21 protein-coding genes are annotated in these 20,516 nt (G+C 37.6%); 18 read left to right on the top strand and 3 right to left on the bottom strand.

Annotated elements, in window-relative coordinates; all coding sequences use genetic code 11:
- The first annotated feature begins 8 nt into the window (after positions 1-8).
- Genes priA through rpe form a run of 9 tightly spaced genes read left to right on the top strand, consistent with a single transcriptional unit; the run spans position 9 to position 9,506 of the window.
- Positions 9-2,021 (top strand): replication restart helicase PriA, encoded by a 2,013-nt coding sequence (priA, locus tag C5Q96_RS02910; RefSeq protein ID WP_158696667.1) that lies wholly within the window; start codon positions 9-11, stop codon positions 2,019-2,021.
- A 25-nt stretch (positions 2,022-2,046) separates the two neighbouring features.
- Complete coding sequence (gene def, locus C5Q96_RS02905) at positions 2,047-2,568, top strand: peptide deformylase (protein WP_106056937.1); 522 nt, start codon at positions 2,047-2,049, stop codon at positions 2,566-2,568.
- Complete coding sequence (gene fmt / locus C5Q96_RS02900) at positions 2,569-3,498, top strand: methionyl-tRNA formyltransferase (RefSeq protein WP_106056936.1); 930 nt, start codon at positions 2,569-2,571, stop codon at positions 3,496-3,498. It abuts the gene before it with no gap.
- Positions 3,499-3,522: 24 nt separating this feature from the next.
- Positions 3,523-4,224: a zinc metallopeptidase gene (locus C5Q96_RS02895; protein WP_106056935.1), complete on the top strand. Its 702-nt coding sequence runs from the start codon at positions 3,523-3,525 to the stop codon at positions 4,222-4,224.
- A complete protein-coding gene (gene rsmB / locus C5Q96_RS02890; protein WP_106056934.1) occupies positions 4,224-5,507 on the top strand; it encodes a 16S rRNA (cytosine(967)-C(5))-methyltransferase RsmB in 1,284 nt (427 codons plus the stop codon). The genes C5Q96_RS02895 and rsmB overlap by 1 nt, the downstream gene beginning before the upstream one ends.
- Positions 5,508-5,536: 29 nt before the next feature.
- Entirely contained in the window at positions 5,537-6,283 is a 747-nt protein-coding gene (locus C5Q96_RS02885) for a Stp1/IreP family PP2C-type Ser/Thr phosphatase (RefSeq protein WP_106056933.1), read from the top strand.
- Positions 6,273-7,997, top strand: coding sequence for a Stk1 family PASTA domain-containing Ser/Thr kinase (pknB, locus tag C5Q96_RS02880; protein ID WP_106056932.1), 1,725 nt, complete (start codon positions 6,273-6,275; stop codon positions 7,995-7,997). Before C5Q96_RS02885 ends, pknB begins: the two co-directional genes overlap by 11 nt.
- Position 7,998: 1 nt before the next feature.
- Positions 7,999-8,865: a ribosome small subunit-dependent GTPase A gene (gene rsgA / locus C5Q96_RS02875; RefSeq protein ID WP_106056931.1), complete on the top strand. Its 867-nt coding sequence runs from the start codon at positions 7,999-8,001 to the stop codon at positions 8,863-8,865.
- On the top strand, positions 8,853-9,506 hold the full coding sequence (gene rpe / locus C5Q96_RS02870; protein WP_106056930.1) for a ribulose-phosphate 3-epimerase: 654 nt from the start codon (positions 8,853-8,855) through the stop codon (positions 9,504-9,506). The genes rsgA and rpe overlap by 13 nt, the downstream gene beginning before the upstream one ends.
- A 52-nt stretch (positions 9,507-9,558) precedes the next feature.
- Here rpe and C5Q96_RS02865 read toward each other — a convergent pair whose 3' ends face one another.
- Genes C5Q96_RS02865 through pepF form a run of 3 tightly spaced genes read right to left on the bottom strand, consistent with a single transcriptional unit; the run spans position 9,559 to position 13,103 of the window.
- A complete protein-coding gene (locus C5Q96_RS02865; RefSeq protein WP_106056929.1) occupies positions 9,559-10,452 on the bottom strand; it encodes an RluA family pseudouridine synthase in 894 nt (297 codons plus the stop codon).
- Positions 10,453-10,470: 18 nt separating this feature from the next.
- Positions 10,471-11,277 (bottom strand): NAD(+)/NADH kinase, encoded by an 807-nt coding sequence (locus tag C5Q96_RS02860; protein ID WP_106056928.1) that lies wholly within the window; start codon positions 11,275-11,277, stop codon positions 10,471-10,473.
- A 23-nt stretch (positions 11,278-11,300) separates the two neighbouring features.
- The gene (gene pepF / locus C5Q96_RS02855; RefSeq protein WP_106056927.1) at positions 11,301-13,103 is read right to left on the bottom strand and encodes an oligoendopeptidase F; all 1,803 of its coding nucleotides are present in this window, start codon (positions 13,101-13,103) and stop codon (positions 11,301-11,303) included.
- A 68-nt stretch (positions 13,104-13,171) separates the two neighbouring features.
- Between pepF and C5Q96_RS02850 the strand changes: the two genes are divergently transcribed.
- The 9 genes from C5Q96_RS02850 to C5Q96_RS02810 all read left to right on the top strand — a co-directional run bounded on the left by C5Q96_RS02850 (position 13,172) and on the right by C5Q96_RS02810 (position 20,461).
- Positions 13,172-13,693, top strand: a complete 522-nt coding sequence (locus tag C5Q96_RS02850) for a hypothetical protein (RefSeq protein ID WP_106056926.1) — start codon at positions 13,172-13,174, stop codon at positions 13,691-13,693.
- Positions 13,694-13,702: 9 nt separating this feature from the next.
- Positions 13,703-14,932, top strand: a complete 1,230-nt coding sequence (locus tag C5Q96_RS02845) for a M16 family metallopeptidase (RefSeq protein WP_106056925.1) — start codon at positions 13,703-13,705, stop codon at positions 14,930-14,932.
- A 95-nt stretch (positions 14,933-15,027) separates the two neighbouring features.
- Complete coding sequence (gene dut, locus C5Q96_RS02840) at positions 15,028-15,462, top strand: dUTP diphosphatase (RefSeq protein WP_106056924.1); 435 nt, start codon at positions 15,028-15,030, stop codon at positions 15,460-15,462.
- The gene (locus C5Q96_RS02835) at positions 15,463-16,482 is read left to right on the top strand and encodes a deoxyguanosinetriphosphate triphosphohydrolase (protein ID WP_106056923.1); all 1,020 of its coding nucleotides are present in this window, start codon (positions 15,463-15,465) and stop codon (positions 16,480-16,482) included.
- Between the two features lie 24 nt (positions 16,483-16,506).
- Positions 16,507-17,223 (top strand): DNA primase, encoded by a 717-nt coding sequence (gene dnaG, locus C5Q96_RS02830; protein WP_106056922.1) that lies wholly within the window; start codon positions 16,507-16,509, stop codon positions 17,221-17,223.
- A 17-nt stretch (positions 17,224-17,240) separates the two neighbouring features.
- A complete protein-coding gene (locus tag C5Q96_RS02825) occupies positions 17,241-18,263 on the top strand; it encodes a toprim domain-containing protein (RefSeq protein WP_330403844.1) in 1,023 nt (340 codons plus the stop codon).
- A 3-nt stretch (positions 18,264-18,266) separates the two neighbouring features.
- Positions 18,267-19,421 (top strand): RNA polymerase sigma factor RpoD, encoded by a 1,155-nt coding sequence (gene rpoD, locus C5Q96_RS02820; protein ID WP_106056920.1) that lies wholly within the window; start codon positions 18,267-18,269, stop codon positions 19,419-19,421.
- Positions 19,422-19,423: 2 nt separating this feature from the next.
- Positions 19,424-20,152, top strand: coding sequence for a tRNA (adenine(22)-N(1))-methyltransferase (locus C5Q96_RS02815; RefSeq protein ID WP_106056919.1), 729 nt, complete (start codon positions 19,424-19,426; stop codon positions 20,150-20,152).
- Positions 20,153-20,461, top strand: a complete 309-nt coding sequence (locus C5Q96_RS02810) for a hypothetical protein (RefSeq protein ID WP_106056918.1) — start codon at positions 20,153-20,155, stop codon at positions 20,459-20,461. It abuts the gene before it with no gap.
- Positions 20,462-20,516: the final 55 nt, after the last annotated feature.

Raw genomic sequence — 20,516 nt, 5'->3', positions numbered from 1 at the left:
TCATGTTCATGAAATATGTCGATGTCGTAATTGATAATAAAAGTGAATATATGGATTCTTTTTTTACTTATTTGGCTCCTGATGATATTAATGTGGGAGACAAAGTTAGTATACCTCTAGCTAGAAAACCAAAAGGTGCTGAAGGATACGTGGTGTCAATCGATACTACACCAGGCATTGAGACAGATAAGGTTAAAGAAATAATTAGTATTGATAAAGATAGGTCTCTTACACCAGAGATTATTGATACTGCTATCTGGATGAGATCTAGATATGGTGTTAAGTATATTGATGCTATTAGAATGTTTGATGTTACAGGTAAGCGTATTCCCCATCATATTAAGGAATATCATGAAACAAAGCTTGAGGATGAACCAACTTTATCTGAAGAACAGAAGTACGCAGCCTTAGACATATGTAATTCGATTGATAATGAACTTGGTAAATCGTTTCTTATCCATGGTGTGACGAATTCAGGCAAGACGGAAGTTTATATTAGAGCTGCAAAAAATGCCATAGCTAAGGGGAAGACAGCGATTATACTAGTCCCAGAAATCGCACTATCATCACAGATTGCCGATCGTTTTTCAAAGCGTTTTGGTAAGGATAAAGTTGCCATAATGCATAGTAAGCTTAAGACTAGTGAACGTCTCGCTGAATGGATGCGGATAAAATCCGGTGAAGCAAAGATTGTTGTAGGGGCGAGAACTGCAGTTTTTGCTCCAGCTTCAGATATAGGTGTAATTATAATTGACGAAGAGCATGAATCTACGTACAAGTCTGATCATAATCCTAAATTTGAGACAGTAGATGTTGCTTTTAGAAGAGCAAAGTATCACAATGCAACATTGGTTTTAGGGAGTGCTACTCCAAGCATAGTTTCCTATAACCGTGCCATGGACGGCATTTATCAGCTTATTGAGATGAAAAACAGAATTGGTAAAAGCATTATGCCTGAAGTTAAGATTGTTGATATGAGGGATGAACTAAGATCAGGAAACTCAAGCGTTATCAGCAGAAAGCTGCTAGCATCGATAGAACAAACTGTAAACAATGGCGATCAGGTAATATTGTTCCTTAATAGGAGAGGCTTCTCTACACAAGTACTATGTCCTGAGTGTGGTTACAGAATGATGTGCCCAGATTGTGATATTACGCTTACCTATCATAAAAGAGATAACGCTGCGATATGCCACTACTGTGGACGCAAGTTCAAGATTCCAGAGATTTGTCCTGAGTGTGGAAATAGCACCTTATCTTTTATAGGGACAGGAACAGAGCGTTTAGAAGAAACTATAGAAGAGCTTGTTCCAAATGCTAAGGTAGAGAGGTTTGACCTTGACACAGCGAAGAACAGTTCTGAGATTAAAAAAACACTCAGGCATTTTAATTCTGGCAAAACCAATATTTTAGTTGGAACACAGATATTAGCAAAAGGATTAGATTTTAAAAATGTTGGTTTAGTTGGGATAATTTTAGCAGACTCATCACTCAATATACCTGATTACCGTTCACCGGAACGAACATTTCAGCTTATAACTCAGGTATCGGGTCGTGCAGGTAGAGAAGGTGGAAAAAGTAAGGTGATCCTTCAAACGTATCAACCTGAAGATGATACAATAAAAAAAGCTGCAAATAGAGATTATTATGGTTTTTATGAACAAGAACTAGCTCACAGAAAAAACATGAACTATCCACCTTTTTCTGATATTATCACTGTGATATTCGTTGATAAAAAAGGTTCAAAGACTGAATATAGTTCGACACTAGATCATGCCAATGATTTTAGAAAATATCTTTTATCGATGAAAAACTTACCAACGGGCACAACGATTTATGAGCCAAAGCTTGACACTCAAAGAGGTGGAGCTGATAGGAACCGTGTAATTTTTATGATAAAAGCACCCAGAGGAACTAGAAGTGGATTTGTTAATGCCTATATGAATTACAAGGAACTTATGATAAAACATAGAAGTACCTGTCATATTGAATTAGATATAAATCCATATGGAATAATTTAGATTAATTAATATTGAAGGGAGTATTATGGCACTAAGGAAAATAGTAATTAGAGGAGATGAGATTCTAACAAAGAATTGTAAGCCCGTTTCCAAGATTACAGATAGGATTAAAGTATTATGTAATGATATGCTCGAGACCATGAGAGAGGCTGATGGTGTTGGGCTTGCGGCACCTCAAGTAGGGGTTATGAAAAGGATCTTCGTTTGCAGACCAGAACTTGAAAACTTTGATCAAGAATATGTAATGATTAACCCTGAGATAATCGAAACGGAAGGGGAGCAGGAATCAGCAGAAGGATGTCTTAGTGTACCGGGATATATAGGAATGCTTAAGAGACCGAACAGAGTTAGGCTTAAAGCTATGAATCTGGAAGGTGAAATTAATGAGTATGAGTTTTCTGGATTTGCTGCAACTTGTATAATGCACGAGAATGATCACTTGAATGGAATTGTATATACTGATGTAGCGGAAGAAGTATACACTACTGAACAATACAATGAAATGATGGCAGAAATTGCCGAAGAAAATACAGAGGAAGAAAACTAAATGCGAATTATATATATGGGGACTCCTGAATTTGCTGTTCCAGCATTAAACAGCATAATAGACGCTGGGCATGATGTGGAATTGGTCGTGACACAGCCCGATAGACGAGGTAATAGAGGAAAAGTGGTTTTCTCACCTGTTAAAGCTTGTGCTCTTCATCGTGGAATTAAGGTTTCTCAGCCTAATAATATAAAAAATGACCCAGATTTTATTCAAGAGCTTGATGCATTAAAGCCGGATCTAATTGTAGTTGCAGCTTTTGGGCAAATACTTCCTAAGGAGGTTCTAGACATACCAGTTTACGGATGCATTAATATCCATGGATCTATTCTTCCAGAGTATAGAGGTGCTGCGCCAATGCAATATGCCATACTGGATGGCAAGGACAAGACAGGCGTTACTATCATGCAGATGGAGCTTGGACTTGATACAGGAGATATAATCAGTGCAGAAGAGGTTGAAGTGGGAAGGAAAGATATAATTACCTTATCTGAGGAACTTGCTGAATGTGGGGCTAGGTTAGTCGTTAAAACGATTGATTTAATAGCTGAAGGTCAAGCAACGTACACAAAACAAGACGACTCAGCTTCATCATATGCTCACATGATTCGCAAAGAAGATGGATATACTGATTTTAATTCCTCAGCTGCTGAAATTGATAATAAAGTGCGTGCCTTTAAAATTTGGCCAGGTACATTTACCAATATCGGAGATAAAGTCCTTAAGCTTTTTGATGTTTTACCAATAGATGATGTCGATATAAATGCTGATTTTGGTGTGATTACCAGTGTTGACAAGGAAAAATTTACCGTGAAGTGCACCAATGGGACGCTTGAAATTAGGGAAGTTCAATTGCAAGGCAAGAAGAGGATGAGCGTTTCAGATTTTATTAGAGGTAACAAACTAGAAGTTGGAATGCGTCTTAAATAAATATTATATTGGAGGTATAGAGATATGTTCGGTGGATATTATTCATCTATGATTGTGTTAATTCCAGCAATGATTTTTACGATGATAGTGCAGGCGCGTATAAAGCGTGCCTTTTCAACATATACTGATATTGAAAACAGCAAAGGGATAACGGGTTTTGAAGCAGCTCGAACGATGCTTGATGCTAACGGTCTTCAGCAGGTTTCAATCAATGTTTTGAATGGAGATGCACTAACTAATTATTACGATCCAAGATCTAATACAGTTAATCTTAGTTCGGAGATATATTCTCAAGATTCTGTTGCATCTGTTTGTATAGCTTGCCATGAAGTTGGGCATGCGATACAGCATGCTACTAGTTATGCTCCTGTCAAGATGAGAAATGCACTTGTACCCGTAACTAACTTTGCCCAAAACACATCATGGCCTTTAATCTTGTTGGGCATTGTTCTCTCATCTACAACAGAGTACGGGAATATGTTTTTTAATATAGGAATTTTTTGCTTTGTTGCTGTCGTTTTGTTTCATCTTGTTACACTTCCAGTTGAGTTAAATGCAAGTAGTAGAGCTCTACAGCAGATGAAAGCACTAAATCTTGTCGATGATTCTGATTACGCTGGAAGCAAAAGAGTTCTAAGTGCTGCAGCGATGACATATGTTGCTGCATTAGCCACTGCGGCGGCAGCACTAATTAGAGTTCTTCTGATTAGAGGAAATAGAGACTGATGAACAATGATTGGTATGCAGTATATGATGTACTTCGTAGTGTATACTGCGATAATTCATACTCGAATCTTGCGATTAACGAAGCGCTTAAGGAACATGAAGTATCCTCACAGGGCTTCGTTCGTGTTATGTCTAAGGGTGTTATACGGGATACAATCCTTTTAGATTATAATATTGATAGATTAGCAAAGAATGGTATCAAGGGAATTAAGAAAAAGAATTTAATTATTTTGCGTATGGGCATGTATGCAATGGCAAAAATGGACTCGATTCCAAACTATGCAGCTGTCAATGAAGCTGTCACTCTTGCTGAAAATATTTCACCATCAGTAAAAGGTTTTATCAATGGTATGCTTAGAACTTTTGAACGTGAAGGTGCAATATTATTAATTCCTGATTCCGAAGATATCCTAGAGTCATTTTCATATAAATATTCCTTTCCGTACCATCTTGTCAGGTTTATCTCTAAGCAATATGGTGAAGGGAAGATAGAGGAGATTATCAAAGGTCTTTACGATATACCCGAGCTTAACATAAGAGTGAATTCATTAATTTGTAATCGTGAAGACTTAAAAAAATGCCTATCAACTAGAGATATAAAAGTTAGAGATAATCCATTTTCTCGAAATGGGATAATAATAGAAAATGGTTCAATAGTTAATATCCCAGAGTTCAGAAGTGGGATGTTTACAGTTCAAAGCACTTCTTCGCTAAGATGTGTGGAAATGCTAAGTCCAAAACCTGGTGATAAAGTACTCGATATATGTGCTGCTCCTGGGGGTAAAACTACCGCAATGGCGGAACTTATGAATAATACAGGTGAAATCTTTGCCTGTGATATTCATGAACATCGTGTGAAGCTCATAAACGAGCTTTCAAAACGCCTCGGAATTTCTTGCATTAAGACAAAAGTGATGGATGCCACCCTATACGACAAGAGTTTAAGTGAACGTTTTGATAAAGTACTCGCAGATGTTCCTTGTTCTGGACTTGGGGTTATCGCTGGAAAACCTGAATTAAAGCTACATGTTAATCTTAATGAGCTTCCAGGTTTATATGAAATTCAGTACAGCATTTTAAAAAATGCCTTTATGTATTTAAAACCTGGAGGAGAGCTAGTGTATTCCACTTGTACTATCAATAAGCGGGAAAATGAACAGATAGTTTCAAGGCTCTGTAACTCCTTTGAAAATTCAAGTATTGTTGAATACAATTCAATTTTACCGTATAATAAACAAGTAGGATTTTACTATTGTAAAATCAGTAAGTGTAACAATTTATAATTTTAATTTACTCAGGTGGTAAGACTTTAATGAGAGTAGGATATTTAACAGATAAGGGCATGAAGCGCCCTAAGAACGAAGACGCTGTAAAAGTATTAAAGGATAGCAGATTTTTCATGCTGGCAGACGGCGTTGGCGGAAATAAGTCCGGGGAAATTGCAAGCACTGCAGCAGTAGATTTCCTTGCAGATTACGTGTACAACAACCCAATAGAACTTGTTGAGGGAAGTGAAGCGATTTTCACATATTTTGAAAATGCTGTTAACTTTGTAAATGAAAGTATTTTACAGCTTTCCAACACAAAACCAGAGTACGTAGGAATGGCGACAACACTCGTTTTTGCATATGTTGACCACAAAATTCTATACGTAGGCAATGTGGGAGATAGCAGAGTGTATTTCCTTCACAAGGATGAAGTGCATCAGATTACTGATGACCACACCTATGTAAATGATTTAGTTAAGATGGGTGCTATTACACGTACTGAGGCGGATCATCATTATAAAAAAAATGTAATCACTAGAGCTATTGGTGGAAATGCATACAACAATCCTGACTGCTTCAATATATATATGGAGCCAAGTGATAGAGTATTAATCTGTAGTGACGGACTCTATGAGGAAGTGTCAGATAGCGAAATTCTTGATATATTCAATGAAAGCTCTGATATGCAGGATTGTGCTGAACGTATGGTTGAAAGAGCAAACTTAAACGGTGGAAATGATAATATTTCAGTAATCTGTATTGACATGTTGGAGGAATCAAATGAGCAGTAGACTTCTATCTGGCCGTTACGAACTTCTTGAGAAAATCGGTGATGGCGGTATGGCAGTCGTTTACAAGGGTAAGGACAGACTGTTAAACAGATTCATCGCTATCAAGATACTCAGACCGGAGTTCACAAAGGACGCTTCGTTTGTTGAAAATTTCAAAAGAGAGTCGCAGGCAGCTGCTGGACTTTCTCACCCTAATATAGTAAGTGTTTACGATGTAGGTAAGGAAGGAAATATTAACTACATAGTAATGGAGCTTGTTGAAGGCCGTAACTTAAGCAATATAATTGCAGAAGATGCACCTCTAGACTACCGTACGGTAATCGACCTTACTAAGCAGGTTGCATCTGCATTGAGAATTGCGCATAAAAATAAGATAATACATAGAGACGTCAAGCCTCATAACATCATGGTTACATCTGATGGTGTTGCAAAGCTTGCCGATTTTGGTATTGCTAAGGCTGTTAATGACGCAACACTTTCGACAAACAGCAAGGTCATCGGATCAGTACACTATTTTTCGCCGGAGCAGGCTAGAGGAAACTACGTTGATGAAAGATCCGATATATACTCACTCGGTATTGTAATGTATGAGATGCTCACAGGGCGAGTTCCATTCGATGGAGATAATCCTGTATCCATAGCCCTCAAGCATATAAACGAAGAAATTGTGCCACCACATGAATATGTGGATGGAATTCCACCTGCACTTGAAAGAGCTGTTCTCAAGGCTACAAATAAGTTTCAAACTAATAGATTCAACAGTGCAGATGAACTCATTGAAGAACTTGATAACATCGAATTCGTGACTAAGGTTGTTGGAAATTCAATTTTTGCAGAGGCATCTAATGAGGTTGCACGTAAGCGATCTGATACTGAAGAAGATGATAGTGACGATATAGTTTCAGAAAATTCAAAAGGCAGGAAGAAAAAGAAGAAAAAATCTAATTCTTCTAGTCGCAAGAAAAAGCTTATTAAACTTGGTATTGCCGGAGCGGTTCTACTCGTTCTTGTTCTGGGCGTTGCTTTTGCAACAGGTGTCTTCTCTAGTAAAGCTAAGGTACCTGATATGTCTGATATGACTTATAAGGAAGCGAAAAAAACGGCTGAAAAGAGCGGATTTAAAGTTGAAAAGGGTAAAAGTGTATATTCATCGGAAATTTCTGAGGGACATGTAGTCGAACAGGATCCTTCTGGTGGAGAAGAAGCTAAAAAGGGTTCAACGATAACACTTCATCTCAGCAAAGGTTCGAAGGAAGGAACCGTACCTAATATAGTTGGTCAAGACTATAAGAAAGTTGAAAAGAAACTCAAAAAGGCAGGCTACAAGCTTGGAATAGTTAAGTCTGAGACTTCAAATAAGCCTGAGGGAACGATACTAACCCAAGATCCTGCAGCTGGAACAAATGCCGACAAAGGAACAAAAATTAACATTACAATTAGTGATGGAAAAGGGAAGGAGAAGGGAACAGTACCTTCTTTAACAGGAAAGTCACTTGAGGAAGCAAAATCGGCTATTACAAATGCTGGATTTAAAGTCGGAAATATTTCTTACGACGAAAGCAATGTTTATGGCAATGGTTATGTAATGTGGCAACAGTATGCTGCTAATACATCACTCGAAAAAGGTGAAACAATTGATATTGAGGTAAGTAAGGGTAAACCTTCTTCAGGAAGCTCTTCCGACAACTCAAATAACAGTGGAACAAGGTTATAATATGCTGGGAAGAGTCGTTAAGGGAATTGGCGGTTTCTACTATGTTGATGATGGAAAACGAGTTCACATGGGAAATGCTCGCAAAAATCTTAAGCGAGGTAAATCAATCATCTATGTTGGGGATATTGTAGAATTTGATTTAAGGCAAGAAGACGGCGACTGTATAATAACAAAGGTGCGCGAAAGAAAAAACTTTCTTTCGCGCCCACCTGTTTCTAATCTAGATAAGCTTGTTGTTGTATTTGCAGCAGCTTTTCCTAATCCGAACAATCTTATTATTGATAAGTTTACCACTGCAATACTATATAACAACATCGAAGTTATTATCTGTATTACAAAACCTGATCTTGTATCGGAAAATGACCTAAAAGAGCTTGTTTCAACTTACGATAAAGCTTTTCCAGTTGTTGTTGTTAATGGCAAGAACGGTGATGGCATAGATAGGTTATATGATTTGATGAAGGGATCTAATGTTGCGCTAGCCGGTCCGTCAGGTGTTGGAAAGTCAACAATCATGAACCATATAACCGGTAGAAATGATATAGAAACAGGAGATATTAGCGATAAAACTGCCAGGGGCAGACACACGACACGGCATGTCGAGATTTTTAGTATTGATAACGATACTCATTTTTATGATACACCAGGTTTTACATCTCTAGACATGCCTAGACTTGATAGGTATCATGTTAGAGATTATTTCCCTGAGATTAATGCATTTAAGGGCTGTTGCAAATATCTAGATTGTATTCATGTTGATGAACCTGAATGTGCGGTAAAAGGAGCACTCGAAAAAGGAGAAATTAGCAAAACTAGATATGAATCATATTTATCAATTTTGGAAGAGGTAAAAAAATGGCAAAAATAGCACCTTCGATTTTAGCAGCCGATTTTGCTAAACTTGGTTCTGAAGTCGCTGATATCTGCAAGGGCGGATGTGATTTTATTCATGTAGATGTTATGGATGGCGCGTTTGTTCCTAATATCAGTTTTGGAAGTGCCGTTATGAAGAGTCTTAACGGCTATGCAACTGTCCCTTACGATGTTCATTTGATGATTGAAAATCCAGATCAGTACTTGGAGGAGTTTGTGACGGATAGTACTGCTTATATTACGGTTCACTACGAAGCATGTCCTCACATTTGCCGGACTCTATCACATATTAAAGAGCATGGGGTAAAAGCAGGTGTTTCTATAAATCCGGGTACTCCTGTATCTTGCCTTGAAGCTGTACTTCCTTTCGTTGATATGGTGCTAGTTATGTCTGTGAATCCAGGATTTGGTGGACAGAAATTTATTCCTGAAACTGCGAAAAAAGTATCTCAGCTTAATAAGTTAAGAAAAGACAATGGATACAATTTCGAAATCGAAGTTGATGGTGGTGTATCTGATAAGAACTCAGGGCTTTTAATTTCATGTGGAGCTGATATTCTTGTTGCTGGTTCTGCAGTTTTCAAGCATGAAGATAGAGCAGAAGCCATAATGAGAATTAAAAAGGTTGATGCATAAATCTCATTAGAACTGCTTTGACAAAAAGTAAAATAAGCTAATGCCTAGCTTTCTACCTACGTAGAATGGATAGGCATTTTTTCATATCATCTGGCAAAGGTGCCTCAATATTAAGTGTTTTTTCTGTCATTGGGTGCTTTAAACTCATTTTTGCGGCATGTAATGCCTGTCTTTCCATAAGCTCTGGTGCATCACCACCGTATAAGTGATCGCCCGTAATTGGATGACCTATATGAGTGAGATGAACTCTTATCTGATGTGTTCTTCCAGTATGTAATGTAACTTCAACGAGCGTATTTCTTTTAAATCTCTCGAGAACTTTAACATCCGTAATTGCATCTTTACCACCTTCTGATAGTACAGTTCTCTGAATCGATTCTTCACTAGGTCTCCCGATAGGCTCGTCTATAGTAAATTCATCATCTTCAATAACACCGTTAACGATTGCTATGTACTGCTTATGCACTGAATTGGCACGCATCTGGTGGGATATGTCGTTTTGTGTGTTCGCATTTTTTGCAACGATGACGATTCCAGATGTATCCATGTCGATTCTATTAGCGAAACGAATCTTGTAGCTTTGGTCGTTATCCTTCATGTATTTCATTAGACCATTTGCGATAGTATGAAGTGGGTGTCCTTTAGTTGGATGAACTATCACGCCAGGCTGTTTGTTGATAAACATGAGATCATCATCTTCATAAATTACATCTATAGGAATATCTTCAGCTGGAAAATCGCTAATTTCTTCTGGAAGTCTTATCGATATTACATCTCCTACATCTGGTTTAATAAATCCAGGAGTAGGTATACCGTTGAGATCAACAAGTTTCTGAAATTTTATCTTAGTTTTGAACCGTGATGAGAATTTGAAATTCGCTTTTATGATCTGATTTATGCTCAAACCGATATCAGATTCAGTTACTTTGTGATTGTATTTTCCCATTATTTCCTCAAATTCAGTCTATAAAAGCTTGTTCGTAAGCTTCTTCCAGTAATCGTAACCAGGCAGTCTTAGAAGATGAATCTCGTCATCTGCCTGCATTACATCAATTTTAGATACATTGCTAAATTCTCTTGTAAGTCCATCATATGCTAATAAAAGTTTGTCTCCGACGGTACTCTTGCGCGTTACCAGTCTAACTTTTTTTGACGCAGGGTAGAGAATACTCGACCTAAAGCATCTGTAAGCGCTAGTATTCATCGGAGCCATCGGTGTTAATTGTAGGGCATCTAGCTCTGGAGCTACCAGTGAGCCACCAAGTGAATAGTTATAAGCGGTTGATCCAACAGGAGTTGATACGAGGATTCCATCGCCGATAAACTCCTGAATTGGAGTATCGTCCATGATTATCGAAAGATGGGCAAGTTTTGTATACATACCCATTACAAGTATCTCGTTTATTCCCGTTATCTCGTGAATGCCATCTCTGTCTGTGATTAGGGCGCGTATTGGATGTATCTTTTCAACTGTGTAATTGCCATCATTATAGTGATTAACAAACATCTCAAGTTCAGAAGGAACCAGCTCCTGAAAAAAACCTAGATGACCGGTATTTATCCCGATAATAGGCGTCTTTGGGAGTCTGCATTCATGTACACAGTTTAGAAAGGTTCCATCACCGCCGATGCAAGCGATCAAATCAACGGTTTCATCATATTTGCTCGCAATCTCAAATTTTTTTTTGCTTAGAACGTTGACAAGTTCATTGGCAGTAGCCTTTGATAAACCTGTATCATTGCTATAGATAAATACTTTAGTTGGTTTCATAGTATTTCCTCATATAAAATGCGCTATATCATCTCGTCTAGTTCATCAACTAGTTTTGCAAAAGTAGATAGAGCAGAGAGAACAGGCTCCTCAGTACTCATATCTACTCCAGCGATTTTAAGTAATTCTATTGGGTAGTCAGATTCTCCGGTAGCTAGGAATTTTAAATAATCATTTCGTTCAGCTTCTCCGCCGGTTAATATCCTGTTAGCGATAGCATTTGCAGCGGAGTATCCCGTAGCATACTGATATACGTAGTAAGCACGGTAGAAATGAGGAATTCTTGACCATTCATACTGAATAAACTCGTCATGTTCAATTGACGGACCATAATAAATAGTGTTTAGCTTATCGTACTCCTCGTTTAGATATTGTGCTGTGAGTGATCCACCATTTTCGACAGTTTCATGTGCAATTTTTTCAAATTCAGCAAACATTGTCTGTCTGAACAGTGTAGATTTAAACTCGTCGATATAGAAGTTGATTAGATATTTCTTCATATCTACTGATTCAGCATTACTTAGAAGGTAATGAATCAATAGCGTTTCATTAACAGTACTAGCAACCTCTGCTGTAAATATAGAGTGTCCTCCATACACAAATGGCTGTGTGCGTCTAGTATAGTATGAATGCATTGAATGACCAGCTTCATGAATGAGTGTAAATACGTCACGTAGTTCTCCGCTGAAGTTCATCAAAATATATGGATTACTATCGTAAGAACCGAAACTATATGCGCCAGATGTTTTACCTGCATTCTCATATATATCAACCCATCTATCTTCGGTTAATCCTTTTCGTAACGTCCTAACATAGTCTTCGCCTAGAGGTGCCAAGGCTTTGCAGGCGATATCTACAGCCTCTTCATAGCTGCATTCTAATCCTTCTGGCTTAACAATGGGGCGATAAACATCATACATTCTTAGTTCGTTAAGACCTAAAGCTCGTTTTCTAATTTCCATATATTTATGCATAGAAGGTAGGTTCTTATGCACAGCATCTATAAGATTATCATACACTGAGAGTGGAATGCGTTCGCCAGATAGCTCGCTATCGAGTGTAGATTTATATTTACGTAGCTTGGACATGATATAGTCATGCTTTACACTGTAGTTATACATCACAGAAATTGAGTTATTAAACTCCTTGTATCTTTGGTACATTGCTTCAAAAGCATTCTTTCTAACCTCGCGGTTTTCCGACTCCATAAACTGGATATAATTTCCGTGAGTGAGTTCCACATCTATCGCATCTTCATTAGTGACTTTGCCAAAAGAAAGATCCGCATCATTAAACATAGTGTAAATCTCGTCTGGTGCACTAGCAGATTCATTAAGCTGAGCTATTATGCGTTCTTCATCAGAAGACAGAACGTGAGGCTTGCTAAGCATGATTGAATCGAGCATGAAGGAAAATTCCTTTAAAGCTGGTACTTCATAGATATATCCCTTTATTACAGTTTCATCAGCTTCCAGCAGTTCGGGTGTAAAGAATGATACATTAGCTGAAATTTGAGCGAGAGTAGAGAGGGATTTATTGTTCATCTCTGTATATTTCGTATTCGCATTATCCTCATCATGACGCATTCGTGAATAAACAAAAGCATTCTCGGCTTTACGCATCATATCAGCGTATAAGCGCAGTGCTTTAAGAAGGCCTTCTGCCGACTCTGTTAGACGACCTTTAAGTAATATAAACTCTTCACTCGACTTAAGAGCAGTGGACAAATCTTCTTCCCATTTGGCTTCATCTGGATACATCGCTTCTAGATTCCATTTATCTCTATCCGCTATCTCAGAGCGGTTTTTTAAATCGTATTTCTTCATTTAACTAGCTCCTTATGCTATAATTGATGATGTATTATTATAGCATAAATCGATTTAAAGGTGAATTAATGAACAGAGATGAACTCTATCAAATCCTTGATATTGTTGCACCAGAGGAGTTTGAGTATTATGAAAATCTTGCTGCACTTCTAGAAGCCGATGAGGTAATAGATGTCCAGCTAATTCTAGAACTGGTAAAAGAATTAGATATGGAATCTTTAGCAGATATGTTTGATTCATATTTTGAAGAGTGGAATAAATCAATCCCTGATGAACTTGCGGAATTCTATGTGACTGTCGATACAGCAAAGCGCAGCATTATGGGGAATTTCAATGATGGTATGACTGACGAAGATTATTCAAATCTTGCTAGCGCTATATATGATTTTAGACGTTGGTACGTTATTACACCGCATGTAATCGATAATGATACCGGAGTAGAAATAAACGTGAGAGATGCCAGGTATAATATCAGTGCGTCTAGATATACTGGAGAAACCTGTAATTATAGTTTTGATGACGCTTATGAGTACACAGGGGACTCGTATTCTGTGAGACTGTCAGATATTATAGGTGCAGAGTATAACTAAGGGGGATGTATGCTAGAGGTTATAACGCTGGATTCAGGCGTAAGACTAATTCTTAATTCTATGGATTCAGTGAGATCTGTATCCATAGGTATATGGTGCAATAACGGTTCAGTAAATGAAAATGATAATGAACAGGGGATTTCGCACTTTATCGAACACATGCTATTTAAAGGAACCAAGAATAGGGATCACTTTCAAATAGTTAATGAGATAGATAAACTTGGCGGACAGATGAACGCATTTACCAGCAAAGAGTGCACTTGCTTTTATGTGAAATGTCTTGATGAGCATTTTCGTGCAAGCGCTGAAGTGTTGACGGATATGATCTGTAATCCTACTTTTCCAGAGGACGAACTTGAGAAGGAGAAGGGTGTAGTTATTGAAGAAATAAATATGAATGCAGATGATCCTGATGAAGTAGCTTTTGATATTCTTGAAGATAATGTATACAAGGGTATGGGGATGTCTCATCCTGTACTTGGAACAAAATATACGGTTTCATCGTTTACACATGACAAACTTGATGAATATTACTTTAATCACTATACAAGAGATGAAATTATAGTGTCGATTGCTGGTTCATTTGATAGACAAGATGTAATCGAGTATTTTGAAGACAAGTTCTATAGTCTAAAAGAACGTAGAGAGTTCGTTACTGATAAAAATGTCTCTCCGGCTTCTGAAGGGAGATACATTGAAGTAACGAAGGATATTGAGCAAGCGCACATTGCGATGGGAGTTAGACTTTTTCCGGCAGAAGACCCAAAAAGGTACCCTATGATGCTACTTTGCAACATACTTGGTGGAGGAATGTCATCACGATTGATGCAGAATGTTCGTGTTAAGAAAGGGCTTGCTTATTCAGTGTACTCTATGACCGGATTTTACAGTCATACGGGACTCTTTGTTATATGTGCTGGTGTTGCCAAGGATAAGGTGGATGAAGCTTTAGATGCAATCAAAGAAGAGCTAGATCGACTCAAGGATGATGATATTAGCGTTGAAGAATTCCAGAGTTCAAGGGAGCAGCTTAAATCCAGCTTTATATTCGGACAGGAGAGTGTGCAGAATCTGATGATATACAACGGGAGAAATCTCCTTACTTACGGAAGGTCTATAACTCCTTCTGAAGTTCTGCAGATGTTAGACGACATCACATTGGAAGACATAAACAATGTAAAAAAAGAAATTTGTGATTATAGTAGGCATATTGTTATTAATGTTACTGGTAAAAAATAAATGTAAACCTGTAGACGTTTGTGCTGAGCAATTTAGCTTTGAAAGCTTTAAATCTCAGTGGTTTCTTATCATTTGTTAGAAAGGATGCATTCTAAATGGAATTAAAATTTAAATCACTCAGTGGTTCACTTCCAGCTTATGCTACAGATGGGGCATCAGGCATGGATCTCCGAGCTTTTATAGATGAGCCTATAACATTAAAGCCTATGGAGAGAAGTCTCATTCCAACTGGACTATTTGTTCAAATTCCAGAAGGTTATGAAGGACAAGTCAGAGCAAGGTCAGGACTTGCTATTAAGCATGGAATAGGTCTAGTTAATAGTATTGGCACTATTGATTCCGATTATCGTGGAGAACTTAAGATTCCTATGATTAATTTTGGAAATGAATCCTTTACGATAAATAGTGGTGATCGCGTAGCGCAGCTTGTAATTGCTGCTTATGAGAGAGTAGAACCGATAATTGTATCCGTACTAGATGAGACTGATCGTGGAGAAGGCGGTTTTGGACATACAGGGGTGAAAGGATAGATGATTTTACGTGATGACCTTGAAAGGAGAGAATTTAATTATCTTGATGAGCGAGCTTCAAAGTCTAAGAACTCTTTGGGCCGCGATGTATTCGAAGATAAATGTTCTTTTCGAACCGACTATCAGCGTGACAGAGATAGAATTATCCATTCAAAAGCATTTCGTAGGCTGATGCATAAAACACAGGTATTTCTTGCACCAGAAGGTGACCATTATAGAACCAGGCTTACACACACCCTCGAAGTTGCTCAAGTTGCTCGTACAATTGCAAAAACTCTCAATTATAACGAAGATTTGACGGAAGCAATTGCTCTAGGGCATGATCTTGGACATACGCCATTTGGACATAATGGAGAGGATGTTCTGAACAGGATTCATCCGGGTGGATTTAGACATAATGAACAGAGCTTAAGAATTGTAGAACGTCTTGAATGCACATCAAAAAGAGTGGGGCTTAACCTTACAAAGGAAGTAAGAGACGGAATTCTCAATCATAGGGGTGAAGGTATTCCGATAACACTTGAGGGGCAGATAGTAAAGATTAGCGACCGTATTGCTTACATAAATCATGATATAGATGATGCAATAAGAAGTAATGTAATAACAATCGATGTACTTCCTACTGAAGATCTCGATGTACTTGGGCATTCTCATAGCGAAAGGATAAACAACCTGATCTCTGATCTTGTGACATTTAGTGACGGAAAAGACAAAATCAGCTTAAGTCCTGATTTTAATAGAGCTCTTCTTCATTTACGAAAGTATATGTTTGAACACGTGTATTGTAGCGAGCTCGTTAAACGTGAAGAAGATATGAATAAAGTTGAAGTGGTTATTACCGCACTTTACAACTATTTCATTAAACATCCAGACAAGCTGCCTGAACTATACAGGGAGGTAGCCTTAGAGGATGGAAATGCTACGGCAGTAAAAGATTATGTCTCAGGAATGACAGATAGATATGCGATATCACTATATTCTGATTTGTTTGTTCCTCGTGGATGGACGGAATTTAAGTAAGCAATTTGCTTAAAAGGAGAAAACATGGCGATTGGCAGTAGCTTTATCGATGAGATAAAGTCAAAAGTTAATATTGTGGATGTCATTGGTCGTGAAGTTCCTCTAAAACAAAGCGGTAGTAACTTTAAGGGTCTTTGTCCATTTCACAATGAAAAGACACCATCATTTATGGTAAATGAGCAAAAGCAGATTTTTAATTGTTTTGGGTGCGGTGAAAAAGGTGATGTAATCCATTTTGTGCAGCGGTTTAATAATATGGAGTTCATGGAGGCGTGTGAAAAGCTAGCTGATGAATATAATATTGAGATCCCAAAGCACGGAACACGAAGGAAAGAAGATTTATCTCGCTATTATGAGATTAACTCTACAGCTGCAAGATTTTTCTTTGATAACCTCACGAAACATGCTAATCCCGGATATACATATATTCGTAAAAGGGGTATTAGTGATGAAACTATTAAACGTTTTGGACTCGGATATTCTCCAAATTCTTGGAACAGTCTGTATAAATTTCTACAAGATATGGGCGTATCAGATGAAGATATGCTTAAGCTAGGATTGGTAACACAAGGGAAAAAAGGTATTTATGATAAATTCCGAGGAAGACTTATGTTCCCAATTTTTAACACCCAAGGAAAAGTAATAGGTTTTGGAGGTAGAGCTATCGGCGATGAGATGCCTAAGTATCTAAACTCCTCTGAGAGTGAAGTTTTTCTTAAAAAAATAACCTTTATGCTTTAAACTTTACTAAGAAAAGTATCAATGATACAGATCAGGTTCTTATCGTTGAAGGATATATGGATGCAATATCCTTATATCAAGCTGGAATTCGAAACGTTGCTGCCTCGCTCGGCACAGCTCTGACAGAGAACCAATGTCAACTTATTACTAGGTATACTAAGAATGTTGTGTTATCATATGATTCTGATTCGGCTGGAATAAAAGCAGCTCTCCGAGGGATCGATGTAATGCGAAGTTCAAATGCAAACGTAAGGATTTTACACGTAACTGGTGGAAAAGATCCTGATGAATTTGTAAAGAAATATGGAAAAGAGGAGTTTTTAAAGCTCGTTAACAGTGCCGCTCCATCTACAGAGTTCGTGCTAGAGATGATGAAGAAAAATTTCAATCTTAGCGACAACCTTGATATTATAGAGTATATAAGGAGTTGTGTTCCAGTATTAAAAAAGCTAGGTGCTGTGGAACAGGATTTATATGTTAAGAAGCTTGCCTCAGAATTTGATATATCTGAGCACGCTATACTAACAGAGATAGCTTCAGATGAAAGCAGACAAAGTGCTTCTTACCAAAAGAATTTGCGTGAAAGGAAAGAATTCAATACCGATAGCTTTGGAAATGATGAAAGGCTTGAAGTTTCTATTCTCTATATTTTAACGAGGGATGTGCGATATCTCGATACTTTTAGAGAAGACGATATAGAGTTCAGAACTGCTCTTGGCCGAGAGTTTTATGATGTTGCAAATAAGCTAATTTTGCAGAACAGAATGTCTGAAATTAATATTAACGACATATATAAAGAACTAGATCCTGAGGACGAAAAGGCTCTTAAAAAGATATTATCATTGATAAGAATTGGTGCGGATGAAAGTTCGTACTACAGAGAATGTTATGTTAAATATGCGCAGATGCATTACGGAGAAAAAATAATAGAGCTACAAAATGCGATTGCTGTCGCTGAGAAGCTGGGTAATGAAGAAGAAATCTCGCGTCTTGCTATGCAGTTACAAGATATTGAAGATAAGAGGAGAAAGGTTAGGTAAAATATGCCAAAGAAAGAAGCAACCGAAACACCAGCTAATGAGCGCGTTGAACAGGCTGTGGAAGAGATTATGAGACTCTCTGAAAACACTGGCAATGAAATAACTCTAGCTGAGATTGGAGAACATCTATCGAGAATAAAACTAAATAAAGATCAGATAGATGAAGTCTACGACTTGGTGGAAAAAAATGGGATTAGCATAGTTGATACAAGGGAACCTAACGGCAACGAACTTGAAGATGTTGAGGAAGATGACGTAGATGTTGATGATGGACTAGTTCTTAAGACAAATGGTGAAATTGATGTAGATGCAACTGTTCCTAAATCGCTACCTACTGATGATGCAGTTAGAATGTATCTCAAGGAGATTGGTAAAGTACCTCTTCTTACAGGAGCAGAAGAGCGAGAACTTGCAATCCGCATGGAACAAGGCGACGAGGAAGCTAAGAAGAAGCTGTGTGAATCAAACTTAAGACTTGTTGTAAGTATTGCTAAAAGATATCTAAACAGAGGACTCAGCTTTCTTGATCTTATTCAAGAAGGTAATCTCGGTTTGATTAAGGCTGTTGATAAATTTGACTATACGAAAGGATACAAATTCTCGACCTATGCTACTTGGTGGATAAGACAAGCAATTACTCGATCGATTGCTGATCAGGCTAGGACGATTAGAATTCCTGTTCATATGGTTGAAACCATCAATAAATTAATCAGAATATCTAGACAGTTGCTTCAAGAGCTTGGGCGTGAACCTACTTCTGAAGAAATCGCTAAAGAGATGGGGATAACAGTAGAAAAGGTTAGGGAAATAAAGAAAATTTCTCAGGATCCAGTTTCGCTCGAGACACCGATTGGTGAAGAAGAAGATAGCCACCTTGGTGATTTTATTCCTGATGATGATGTACCAGCACCAGTAGAAGCAGCTGCATATTCAATGCTTAAGGAGCAGCTGATGGAGGTTCTTGACACGCTATCAGATAGAGAAAAGAAAGTTCTCATGCTTAGATTTGGACTCGAGGATGGAAGACCACGTACTCTTGAAGAGGTTGGTAAAGAGTTTAACGTTACAAGAGAACGAATCAGACAGATTGAAGCTAAGGCACTTAGAAAGCTTCGTCATCCTAGCAGAAGCAAGAAGCTGAGAGATTACCTGGAGTAAATATGAAGATTAGTGACAGAATAAAAGCAATATGCGGTGCTGTCACATCTGGAGAGACAATTGCGGACATAGGCACAGATCATGCCTATGTCCCATTAATTCTATATAAAAATAATGTTTCTCCACATGTGATTATGTGCGATATTAGTGCTGGCTCTCTATCAAAAGCCAAAAAAAGTTTTACCGATGCCGAAATTGATATGCCTGAATCATCATTTAGAGTGGGTGATGGGATTGATGTAATCGAAAAAGGGGAAGTCGATGTCCTTATCATTGCTGGACTTGGCGGGGTAACTATTGTAGATATTCTTTCAAATGATATCGATAAATTGCAGAGCTTTAAAAAACTAATTTTACAGCCTCGTAACAATAGTGGTCCATTAAGAAGTTTCTTATATAGATATGGGTTCGATATTACCGATAACAAGCTCGTAAAAGAGGGTAAATTTTCATGTGAAGTTATTGTAGCTGTTAGAACATCAAATATTAACAGAGAAAATGGTTCAAGCTCCGAAAGGGAGCTACCTTATAAAGATACTGATATAAGATGGCGATATCCAGAAGGCATTATAAACAATGATGCGTTAGTGGTTAGTAAAAGACTTGGTCATGCTATAGAGAATCACAAAAGGGAAATTGAAAACCTTAGACGCGCGAAACACGACCAAAGTGATAGAATAGCTATGCTTAAAAAGGAGCTTAATTATCTGTACACATTACTAGGGGAATAAATGGATAAAAAATTAAATTTCTTTACTGTAGCGACGATGTACATAGGCGTCATAATGGGTGCTATATATCAGACTGCAACTAGCACTTATTATGGCTTCAGTATCACAATAAATAATACACCTATGAAGAAAACAATCCTTTCAATTGGAGCGATAGTTGCTTTTATTGCTGGATTAACGGATTTTAAAAAAATAGTAGCGATATTGTATCCAACACAAGGATATATTGGGTGTATCATTTTAATTTTAGTGGCAGTAAACTTTATTAAAATAATTATTAATAAATTAAATAATTTTAATTGTGGATAAAAATGTATCCAATATATATTTTGCACAATGTATTTGTGGTATCATTATATCCTGA

It is taken from the genome of Mogibacterium diversum (assembly GCF_002998925.1).
In the GTDB taxonomy this organism is placed as follows: Bacteria; Bacillota; Clostridia; order Peptostreptococcales; family Anaerovoracaceae; genus Mogibacterium; species Mogibacterium diversum.
The sequence above is the reverse complement of the archived record's forward strand: the minus strand, read 5'-3'. Positions and strand labels throughout refer to the sequence as shown.